This window comes from Candidatus Thiopontia autotrophica, assembly GCF_982804495.1.
This window is the reverse complement of record NZ_CEYDPX010000002.1, coordinates 70,207-79,538: the sequence shown is the minus strand read 5'-3', so window position 1 is coordinate 79,538 and position 9,332 is coordinate 70,207. Positions and strand designations below refer to the sequence as shown.

Here is a 9,332-nt window from a genome sequence, read left to right as displayed (position 1 = left end):
CTAACCAAGATAAAAATTGAAATTCTATTCGTCCTGAATGGCTCAAGAGAGAGGGTTAGTCCAGTTGAGATGCCAGCCCTGAAGAGATCTGGTGAAGAGATTAAGCACTCTCTATCACTACTGATCTCTTCCCGCGATGATCTTGATCTCTCTGTTGATGGTGTTGCAGAGATCTATTTCCAGCTCCCCTCTTCCACTCAAGACAGCAGCGCTGAGCTCATTGAGCTATTTAACGACAGCCCGCAGCTAGTCCCGTGGTTTCCGGCTGTATTAATTGGTGAGGAGTACCATGCCGCTGTAGAGTTTCTTCACCAGCTGAAACCGAAAAAGATTGTTACCAATAACAGTGGCGTAGCCTACGAGGCATACCAGCGGGGAATCCCCTGGGTTGCTGGCCCCTATATGAATCTTGTCAACTCATTCAGCCTGTTGTGCCTGAAGGAAAATTTTAACTGTAGTGGTGCATTTGTCTCAAATGAACTCAACAGAGAGCAGATAAAGAGGATCAAAAAACCTGCTGGTTTTGATCTCTACTACAGCATGTCGCACCCTATCGTATTGATGACCAGCCGAGTCTGCATGTTCCACCCCGTGACCGGATGCGAGAAAAATATAGTAGATGACAAATGCATTCAACGCTGTGACAAATCCTCATCCATTACAAATCTTAAACAGGTCTCCTTCATTATTGATAAGGCGAAAGGCGGATATCACTCTGTCTATAATGAGTATGATTTTCTGAATACCGACATTGTTAAAGATATGCCAAATACATTTTCCAGCTTTCTAATTGACCTAAGAGATATAAAAACCAACACAAGAGTCGAGATTGAGAAGCCTGACATTGTCAGGCTGTTTATGCAGCATCTCAATGGTGACAGCAAAGCAACAGAACAACTTAACCAGGGAATCTCTCCCTCAACCCAGACCCAATACAGACAAGGGATCTAGTACCCCGTCCGGTAAATCCCCCATAATTATAACGGCCTAAACCACCTGTCCCGCACACCAGCCCGATGACCAGGCCCACTGAAAGTTGTAACCGCCTAACCAGCCAGTGACATCAACCACCTCTCCAATAAAATACAACCCCGACACCTTGCCGGACTCCATGGTTTTGGATGAGAGCTCATCACAGTCAACTCCTCCCAGGGTTACCTCAGCGGTTCTATAACCCTCCGTACCATTTGGCTTGAGCTCCCACCTTTGCAGCTGTTGCGCAACATCACCGAAACGGGCATAAGTCATCTCCTGCAGTCTGGTATCTGCTATCTCTCTGCCCAGTAACAGCGGAGGAATCCGCTTGGGCAGAAGCTCACTCAATACAGTTCCCACCCTACTATTGGGTTGTGTTGACTGCTTTGTAATCAGAAACTGTTCTAAATCCGTATCCGGCAATAGATTAATGTAAATGGTCTCACCCGGATGCCAGTACGATGAGATTTGCAAAATAGCTGGGCCACTAAGGCCTCTATGGGTAAACAGCATGCTCTCTCTAAACTGGTTATGACCTGTGCTAACAACACTGTCCACTGCAACACCTGACAATACGGAAAACTTCTCTCGCTCCTCACTATGCAGGGTCAGTGGAACCAGCCCCGCAGTAGTTGGCCAGATATGGTGCCCAAACTGTTCCGCTATCCGATAGCCTAAAGGGGTCGCTCCCATCTTTGGAATAGAGAGCCCACCGGTAGCCATCACTAAAGAGGTCGCCTGAAAACACCCTCGTGATGTCTCTACAGTGAAGCGCTCACCCTCCTTACCGATGGTTTTAATCTCTCTCTGTAGACGTATATCCACTCCTGCCATTTCACACTCGGCGAGCAGCATATCTAGGATATCCCTGGCGCTGTTGTCACAGAATAGCTGTCCGTGATCCCTCTCATGGTGTGGGATCCGATATTGGTTCACCATGGCGATAAAATCCCACTGGGTAAAACGGCTCAGCGCAGATTTACAGAAATGGGGGTTGTGGGATATGTAGTTGTCAGCACTTACCTGCTGATTGGTGAAATTACAGCGCCCCCCTCCAGATATGAGGATTTTTTTGCCCGGTTTATCTGCATGATCCAGCACAATAACTCTGCGGTCTCGCTTTCCTGCCTCTATTGCACACATCAAGCCTGATGCGCTGGCACCAATAATCAGAACATCTGTCTGGGTAGTATTTGACATAACAGGTACAACTGTAATGGAGGTGGACATGAGGTGGAAGCAGTGGTGTTATAATTCCCCCTTTTCCAGAGAGATAACAACCATCTTTTCAGGTTTTTCATGAACAACAACGATTCATCTACTTTTCAGGGGCTGATTCTTTCGCTTCAGAACTACTGGGCGGAACAGGGGTGCCTACTAAATCAACCATACGATATGGAGGTTGGAGCCGGCACCTTCCACCCCGCCACATTCTTGCGGGCAATCGGGCCTGAGCCCTGGAGTGCTGCCTATGTACAGCCATCCCGCCGCCCAACTGATGGGCGTTATGGTGAGAACCCAAATAGATTGCAACACTACTACCAGTTTCAGGTTGTAATCAAACCATCGCCACTGAAGATTCAGGAGCTCTATCTCGACTCGCTTCGTATGCTGGGAATTGATCCGCTGGTACACGATATCCGTTTTGTGGAAGACAACTGGGAATCTCCCACCCTGGGTGCCTGGGGGCTTGGTTGGGAGGTTTGGTTGAATGGGATGGAGGTGAGCCAGTTCACCTATTTCCAGCAGGTGGGTGGCCTTGACTGTCGTCCGGTAACCGGCGAGATCACCTATGGCCTGGAGCGTATCGCCATGTATCTGCAGGGAGTGGAGAGCGTCTTTGATCTGGTATGGACCGATGGCCCGCTAGGCAAGGTTACCTACGGAGATGTCTTTCACCAGAATGAGGTGGAGATGTCTGCCTACAATTTCAAACATGCCAATATAGAGGAGCTATTTCATCAATTTGATAGCTGTGAGGCAGAGAGCAAGAAGCTTATTGAGGCCGATCTTTCTCTTCCTGCCTATGAGATGATGCTTAAGTCCTCTCATCTGTTTAATCTACTGGATGCCAGAAATGCCATTTCGGTCACTGAGCGTGCCCGCTTTATTGGACGCATTCGCGGCCTCTCCCGTGCTGTTGCGCAGGCATATTATGAGCGCCGCGAGAGTCTTGGATTCCCCATGCTTGACGAGTCTGTCACACCTTCCGGAGAAGCCTCATGAGCACAACCCAATTTGAAGACTTTCTGTTTGAGCTGGGTACTGAAGAGCTCCCGCCAAAATCTCTGCAATCACTGAGTCAGGCCCTGGGACAAGAGGTAGAGTCAAGCCTCCAGAGTACCGGTCTGGAATATGGAGAGGTCAGACTTTACGCTGCTCCAAGACGCCTGGCACTTACCATCAAAGCGCTACAGACAAAACAGGCTGATCGTGAAACCGAGAGAAAAGGCCCTGCGGAGGCCGCGGCCTTTGAGGATGATGGAAGCCCAACCAAGGCTGTAATCGGATTTGCCCGCTCTTGTGGGGTTGAGGTTGACCAGCTTGATAGGGTTGAGACCCCCAAGGGGATCTGGATGAGTTATCAGATAACATCCAAGGGTGCTCCCACGATTGAGTTATTGCCAGAGATTATTCAGACCGCCCTGGATCGCCTCCCTATTCCAAAAAGAATGCGCTGGGGATCCTCCGATGCTGAATTCCTGCGCCCTGTACACTGGGTTGTGGCCATGCTTGGCACAACTGTTGTCCCTGCCACACTATATGGAATCACCTCAGGCAACCAGACTCAGGGGCACCGTTTCCACCACCCTGAGAAAATAACAATCTCATCTGCAGATAGCTATGCGACACAGTTGGAAAGTGATGGGATGGTACTAGCTGACAGTAAAAATCGAAAAGAGAAGATTCTCCAGCAAGTCGCTGCTGTGGCTGAAAAGCTTGGTGGCCATGCCGTTATCGATGCTGCACTGCTTGATGAGGTCACGGCACTTGTAGAGTGGCCTGTTGCAGTTGGCGGCAGCTTTGAGAAGCGTTTCCTGGAGGTTCCTCAGGAGGCATTGATTGCATCAATGCAAGGCCACCAGAAGTTCTTCCCGGTGGTGAATGGCAGTGAAGAGCTGATGGCTCACTTCATAACTGTAAGCAACATCGAGAGCAGTGACCCAACAATGGTACAGAGTGGGAATGAGCGTGTAATTCGTCCACGCCTCTCTGATGCCGCATTCTTCTGGGAACAGGATCTGAGCCAAGCGCTCTCCTCTCACCAGGATGGGCTGAAAAAAGTAGTCTATCAGGACAAGCTTGGATCACTTTTGGACAAGTCGGAACGTGTTGCTCAGCTTGCCTCAACCATTGCATCCGAACTTGGGTCCAGCACTGAACACGCCAACCGTGCGGCAATGCTGGGGAAATGTGACCTGCTGACCAATATGGTAAAGGAGTTCCCGGAGCTGCAAGGCACCATGGGACGCTACTATGCGGAGCATGATAACGAACCTGTAGAGGTTTCGGCTGCCCTGGATGAGCAATACATGCCCCGCTTCTCTGGCGATCAACTCCCATCAACCCCCACAGGCGAAGCTGTTGCCCTGGCTGAGCGCATTGACTCCATGGTGGGAATTTTTGGCATTGGAATGGTGCCAACAGGAGATAAAGATCCATTTGCTCTGCGCCGGGCAGCTCTTGGGGTGCTCCGTATCATGGTTGAAAATAGCCATCCTCTAAACCTGCTGAGGCTGATTCAGTCGGCGGCTGAAGGCTACGGAGACAAAATAGATGGTGGTACTGCACAGAAGGTTTTTGCCTTCATGTTGGAACGGCTGCGCGGCTACTACCGAGACCAAAATATCTCACCGGCAGTATTTGAGTCTGTCCTCTCCTGTCAGCCTCCACAGCCGATGGACTTTGATCTCCGTATCTCTGCTGTTAACAGTTTTGTTGATAGTGAAGAGGCTGTCGGCCTGAGTGCTGCCAACAAGCGAATACATAATCTGTTGAAAAAGGCTGATGATGTTGTTGATGGCCAGGTTGATGTTGCACTGCTAGAGGAGGAGGCTGAAAAGTCTCTCCACTCCAGACTTGATCAGATCCGCCAACAGCTCGATGATGCCCTGCAACAGAACGATTATGGGACTGCACTGAAACTTCTCTCAGGGTTGCGGGGGTCTGTTGATCAGTTTTTTGATACGGTGATGGTAATGGCAGATGATCAGGATATCCGGAATAATCGTCTCGCCCTGCTCTCCCAACTACGTAACCAGTTCCTCAGAATTGCAGATATCTCTCTGCTCCATACCACCTGAGACAGAGATGAACAGAGACTCCTACCAAGAGATGTTGAATGAGGTCCAGGCCTTTCACGACAAACATCAGTTTAGTGAGAATGGTGGCGAAGAGATGACCTATAGAATCTCACTCATGGCTGAGGAGTTGGGAGAGATCTCATCATGTGTCACCAAGGGAAAAGGGAAAGAGGAGCTGGCCGAGGAGTGCGCGGACCTCTTTATCCTGTTGATGGGAACTGCAATTGCGGCAAAATTCGACCTTAATCAATCATTCTGGGACAAGATGAAAAAGCTGGAACAGAGACAATCGAGGATGGTTGATGGGAGAATCCGTGTTTCGGAGTTCAGAGGAGTTAAGGAGCAGTAGCCATGGAGCTGATTATTCTTGATCGGGATGGTGTCATTAATGAGGATTCGGATGAGTACATCAAATCCCCCGATGAGTGGCATCCACTACCCGGTAGTATTCAGGCAATTGCCAGACTTAACCATGCAGGTTATCGGGTCGTAGTTGCAACCAATCAGTCCGGGGTTGGTCGTGGACTATTTGATATTGAGACACTGGGAAAAATACACGAGAAAATGTATCTTCAGCTTGAGGAGGAAGGGGCCTCTGTAGAGGCCATCTTTTACTGTCCACACCAGCCAGAGGATGAGTGTGAATGCAGAAAACCTAAACCCGGACTGTTCAAAGATATAGAGACCAGATTAGGCAAACCGGTTGAGGGGGTTTATGCTGTTGGTGACTCACTACGCGATTTTGATGCCGCTAGAGCAGTTGGCGCCATTCCTATTTTGGTAAAAACAGGCAAGGGCGAGAGGACAATCGAAGCGGATCAGGGTCTGGACGATGTTCTGCAGTTTAACGATCTCTACAGCTTTGTTGATGCTCTCTTGAGTGGTGCCCTCTCTGATACATAATGATCTACCTTAGGTCTCTACTGTTTTTTGTTGGCATGGTGATTAGTGCCCCCGTTATCACCCTGCTTGCTCTACTGGTTGCAGCTTTTCCGTTCCCTGTCCGTTACCGTATCATAACCCTCTGGGCCACCTTTGTTATCTGGTGGCTGAAGATAACCTGCAAATTGAACTACAAGATCTCTGGTGTCGAGCATATCGACAACTCAAAGGCAGCCATCATATTTAGTAAACACCAGTCCGCCTGGGAAACCATGGCTTTTCAACGCATCTTTCCCCCTCAGGTCTGGGTGCTTAAACGTAGCCTCCTATGGGTCCCGTTTTTCGGATGGGGGCTGGCACTGTTAAAACCGGTAGCAATTGATCGCCAGGCTGGTCGCAAGGCACTGCAACAAGTAGTTGACCAGGGGATAGAGAGACTGAAAGCGGGCATCTGGGTGGTTATTTTTCCAGAGGGGACTCGTCTTGCACCAGGCACAAAAAAGAGGTTTGCAAAAGGTGGTGCAACCCTTGCCGCAGGTTCAGGTTACCCGGTTATCCCGGTAGCACATAACGCAGGTACATTCTGGCCGCGTCGCGGCCTATTAAAAAAGCCTGGAACAATAGAGGTACATATTGGACGACCGATTGAGACTACAGGGCTCTCTGCCAATGAGATCAACCGGCGTGCTGAAGAGTGGATCAATAGTGAAATGGAGAAACTTGAAAAGCTCCAGGAGCCTCTTTCCTAAACATCAAGGTTTGATGCCATCAACGCATTATCCTCAATAAACTCCCTGCGAGGCTCAACCAGCTCACCCATAAGGGTGGTAAAAATCTCATCTGCAGCAATAGTGTCCTCAATATTCACCTGAAGCAGACGACGTGTCTCTGGATCCAGTGTGGTCTCCCACAGCTGTTCCGGATTCATCTCACCAAGACCTTTATAGCGTTGAATCTGCTGACCCCTCTTTGCCTCTTTCATCAACCACTCAACAACCTCACCTAATGAGGTTACCGGGTGTGCTCTCTCCCCTCTTCTGATCTCGGCTCCTGCCTCAATCAGCCCTTCCAGGCTCTCTCTTAATGACATCATTGCCTTGTACTCTGCAGAGCGGAAAAACTCCTCAGAGAAGTGGGTAGACTCAACCATGCCATGAGTACGAATATTAAAACAGAGTGAACGCTCGGTTGTGGAGTCGGCAACTATCGATGCAACAATCTGATCCTCAGGTTTTCTATCCCTGTTTACCATGGTCAGGAACGAGTCCAGCCATGCTGAGGCCTCGTCATTATCAACAGACTCCAACCAGAGAGCCGGGGAGCTAACCAAGGTCTGCAAAACATCCCGGTCATAGCGGCGAGACAGCCTCTCAATACTGCTTTCAACCTGCAGATACTGCTTAGCCAGGGTCTCAAGCGCACTACCCGAGATAGGTGGCACAGAACTGGACAGGAATAGCTCCGCACCATGAATGGCTGTCTGTAGCAGATAATCCTCCAGTGCAGGGTCATCCTTTACATAACGCTCCTGCTTCCCTTTTTTAACCTTGTATAGCGGTGGCTGTGCAATATAGACATGCCCTCGCTCTACCAACTCAGTCATCTGACGATAGAAGAAGGTCAGCAGCAGTGTGCGGATATGAGAACCATCCACATCGGCATCCGTCATTATGATGATGCGGTGATAACGCAGCTTGTCAGGATCATAATCCTCTTTACCAATCCCGCAGCCCAATGCAGTAATCAATGTTCCCACCTCTGCCGAGGAGAGCATTTTGTCAAAACGAGCTTTCTCTACATTGAGAATTTTTCCCTTCAGCGGAAGTATTGCCTGGGTCTTGCGGTCTCTACCCTGCTTGGCCGAACCACCAGCTGAATCACCCTCCACCAGAAACAGTTCAGAGAGCGCAGGATCCCTCTCCTGACAGTCTGCAAGCTTTCCGGGAAGTCCCGCTATATCCAGCACCCCTTTGCGCCGCGTAAGCTCACGCGCCTTTCTCGCAGCATCACGTGCCCGTGCCGCATCAACAATCTTTCCTGTAATTGTTTTTGCCTCACCTGGATTCTCTAGCAGAAAATCTGACACCACATCATATGTTATTGATTCTACAATGCTTTGTACTTCTGATGAGACCAACTTATCCTTGGTTTGGGAAGAAAACTTGGGGTCTGGCACCTTAACAGAGACGACTGCAGTCAACCCTTCTCTGGCATCATCACCAGTCAGAGAGACTTTTGATTTTTTTGCAATCCCCTCTTTTTCAACGTATCGATTAATTGACCTGGTCAATGCACCTCTAAACCCGGCCAGATGGGTACCACCATCCTTTTGGGGGATATTATTGGTAAAACAGAAGATGTTCTCTTGATAGGAGTCGTTCCACTGCAGGGCCGCCTCTACCGTTACCCCACCCTTCTCCAGATCAAAATAGACAACCTTCTCATGAATTTGGGTCTTTTTTCGATTCAGGTGTTCAACAAAAGCGCTAATCCCCCCATCATAATTGAAGACATCATGCCGCTCTCCATCCCCCCTCTCATCATTCAGCTCGATATGGACACCAGAATTAAGAAATGAGAGCTCCCTTAACCGCTTTGCAAGAATATCGTAATGAAACTCATTCGTACTAAAAATCTCAGTACTTGGCTTGAAACGCACCTCGGTCCCAGACTGATCGGAATCCCCTACAGGCTCCAGAGGTGCGACAGGCTCCCCCAACCTGTAACTCTGCCTATAAACCTTACCCCCCCTATGGATCGTCAACTGAAGGTCCTCGGAGAGAGCATTTACCACCGAAACCCCCACTCCATGCAATCCTCCGGAAACTTTATATGAGTTATCGTCAAACTTTCCCCCGGCATGCAACACGGTCATGATTACCTCTGCGGCTGACCTATTCTCCTCTGGGTGAATATCAACAGGAATTCCTCTTCCATCATCTCTGACGGTAACAGAGTTGTCGGTATGAATTGTTACCCCTATCCGATTACAGTGGCCAGCCAGAGCCTCATCAATCGCATTATCTACAACCTCAAAAACCATGTGGTGCAGACCTGTTCCATCATCGGTATCACCGATGTACATCCCAGGTCTTTTTCGAACAGCATCAAGACCTTTCAGTACACGAATATTGGAGGCATCATACAGGTTTTCATCACTCATAATTTTCT

Annotated in this window: 8 protein-coding genes; 6 read left to right on the top strand and 2 right to left on the bottom strand. The window is 49.2% G+C overall.

The genetic code is table 11. The features are described from left to right. The coding region (locus tag AC3ZFK_RS01765) for a U32 family peptidase (RefSeq protein WP_489433715.1) at positions 1 to 951 on the top strand (951 nt) is incomplete at its 5' end. 36 nt (positions 952 to 987) lie between these two features. Here the strand turns inward: AC3ZFK_RS01765 and AC3ZFK_RS01760 are convergent. Beyond that, the gene (locus tag AC3ZFK_RS01760; protein WP_487506018.1) at positions 988 to 2,175 is read right to left on the bottom strand and encodes a BaiN/RdsA family NAD(P)/FAD-dependent oxidoreductase; all 1,188 of its coding nucleotides are present in this window, start codon (positions 2,173 to 2,175) and stop codon (positions 988 to 990) included. Between the two features lie 99 nt (positions 2,176 to 2,274). Between AC3ZFK_RS01760 and glyQ the strand changes: the two genes are divergently transcribed. The 5 genes from glyQ to AC3ZFK_RS01735 are packed head-to-tail and all read left to right on the top strand — an operon-like array spanning position 2,275 to position 6,910. After that, positions 2,275 to 3,201, top strand: coding sequence for a glycine--tRNA ligase subunit alpha (gene glyQ, locus AC3ZFK_RS01755; protein WP_487541287.1), 927 nt, complete (start codon positions 2,275 to 2,277; stop codon positions 3,199 to 3,201). Next, positions 3,198 to 5,279 carry a glycine--tRNA ligase subunit beta gene (glyS, locus tag AC3ZFK_RS01750; RefSeq protein ID WP_489433714.1) on the top strand — a complete coding sequence of 694 codons (2,082 nt, stop codon included), beginning with the start codon at positions 3,198 to 3,200 and terminating at the stop codon, positions 5,277 to 5,279. The genes glyQ and glyS overlap by 4 nt, the downstream gene beginning before the upstream one ends. Positions 5,280 to 5,286: 7 nt before the next feature. Next, positions 5,287 to 5,628 (top strand): MazG nucleotide pyrophosphohydrolase domain-containing protein, encoded by a 342-nt coding sequence (locus AC3ZFK_RS01745; RefSeq protein ID WP_487506021.1) that lies wholly within the window; start codon positions 5,287 to 5,289, stop codon positions 5,626 to 5,628. 2 nt (positions 5,629 to 5,630) lie between these two features. Beyond that, a complete protein-coding gene (gene gmhB / locus AC3ZFK_RS01740; RefSeq protein WP_487506022.1) occupies positions 5,631 to 6,182 on the top strand; it encodes a D-glycero-beta-D-manno-heptose 1,7-bisphosphate 7-phosphatase in 552 nt (183 codons plus the stop codon). Beyond that, on the top strand, positions 6,182 to 6,910 hold the full coding sequence (locus tag AC3ZFK_RS01735; protein ID WP_487506023.1) for a lysophospholipid acyltransferase family protein: 729 nt from the start codon (positions 6,182 to 6,184) through the stop codon (positions 6,908 to 6,910). Before gmhB ends, AC3ZFK_RS01735 begins: the two co-directional genes overlap by 1 nt. Here the strand turns inward: AC3ZFK_RS01735 and gyrB are convergent. After that, positions 6,907 to 9,324, bottom strand: coding sequence for a DNA topoisomerase (ATP-hydrolyzing) subunit B (gene gyrB, locus AC3ZFK_RS01730; RefSeq protein ID WP_487506024.1), 2,418 nt, complete (start codon positions 9,322 to 9,324; stop codon positions 6,907 to 6,909). The two genes, AC3ZFK_RS01735 and gyrB, sit on opposite strands and share 4 nt — an antisense overlap. Between the last annotated feature and the right edge of the window lie 8 nt (positions 9,325 to 9,332).